The sequence below is a fragment of the Lacimonas salitolerans genome (assembly GCF_042677865.1).
Taxonomy (GTDB): domain Bacteria; phylum Pseudomonadota; class Alphaproteobacteria; order Rhodobacterales; family Rhodobacteraceae; genus Lutimaribacter; species Lutimaribacter salitolerans.
In genome coordinates this window covers 1-1,280 of record NZ_JBHUDD010000085.1, presented here as the reverse complement: position 1 = coordinate 1,280, position 1,280 = coordinate 1, and the positions used below count along the sequence as shown (strand labels likewise).

General features: G+C 63.5%; 1 protein-coding gene. It reads left to right on the top strand.

Annotated features, from left to right (window positions below):
- The first annotated feature begins 75 nt into the window (after positions 1-75).
- Positions 76-1,119, top strand: a complete 1,044-nt coding sequence (locus ACFTOW_RS13370) for an IS5 family transposase (RefSeq protein WP_379916528.1) — start codon at positions 76-78, stop codon at positions 1,117-1,119.
- Positions 1,120-1,280 lie beyond the last annotated feature (161 nt).

The following is a 1,280-nucleotide window of genomic DNA, read 5'->3' as shown; positions in this document are numbered from 1 at the left end:
GGGCACTTCGAAAAATTGCTGTGGCCGGGCCGCTGGGATAGAAAGCAGAGGGCATGAGGTTTCTGGGGTGTGACGATGGCGCAGATGGGTTTCTTTGATCTTTCAGACCGCTACGCGAGCCTTGATGCCAAGCGAGACCCGCTGGTCGAGATTGACGCCATCGTGCCTTGGGAGGAGTTCCGCCCGGCGCTGGAGCGGGTCTGGCGCAAGCCCAAGGCGGAGCGCAAGTCGCGGGCCGGGCGCAAGCCGATTGACGCGGTGGTGATGTTCAAGACGCTGTTGCTGGGCGCGCTCTACAACCTGTCCGATGACCAGATCGAATATCAGGTCCGCGACCGGCTGTCGTTCATGCGCTTCCTCGGCCTTGGGTTGCAGGACCGGGTCCCGGACGCCAAGACCGTCTGGCTCTATCGCGAGGGACTGGCGCAGGCGGGGGTGGTTGAGGCGCTTTTCAAGCAGTTCGACGGCTATCTGGCGCGGCAGGGCTACATCGCGCGGGGTGGGCAGATCCTGGACGCCTCCATCGTGCCGGTGCCGAAGAACCACAACACGCGCGAGGAAAACAAAGCGATCAAGAACGGGGATGTGCCCGAGGACTGGGCCGACAAGCCCGCCAAGCGGTCGCAGAAGGACACAGATGCCCGCTGGACCAAAAAACACGGGAAATCCCACTACGGCTACAAGAACCATGTGAATGTGGACCGACAGCACAAGCTGGTCCGCCGTTACCATGTCAGCGACGCAGCGCTGCATGACAGCCAGGCGGTGGATCACCTGCTGATGCAAGGCAACACCGGCTTGGATGTCTGGGCTGATCCGGCCTATCGGTCCGAGGAGATGGAAGCCAAGCTGCGTGCCCGCGGCCTGAAAAGCCGCATTCACCGCAAGGGCAAGCGGGGCAAGCCGCTGACGGAACAGGGCAAGGCCAGCAACAGGACCAAGTCTGCGGTGCGCGCCCGGGTCGAGCATGTCTTCGGCGCCCAGACCAACGACATGGGCGGGACGCTGGTGCGCACCGTCGGCCTGATCCGCGCCAAGGCCAAGATCGGCATGAAGAACCTCGCCTACAACATGCGACGGCTGGCGCAACTGCGCCGTCTGAACCCGTGCCCGGCATGACCCGGGGCGCGGACTTCAGGCCAAAGAGGCCGAAACCCGCCATGACCGGGCGAAACGGTCGCTGACTACGCTGCCAAACATCCCAGCAAGCCGCTTCCTGCACGCTTCAGGCCAGAAAACCCGCCCTGAACCGCGGAAAACGACGAAAAATCGAGGTGCCC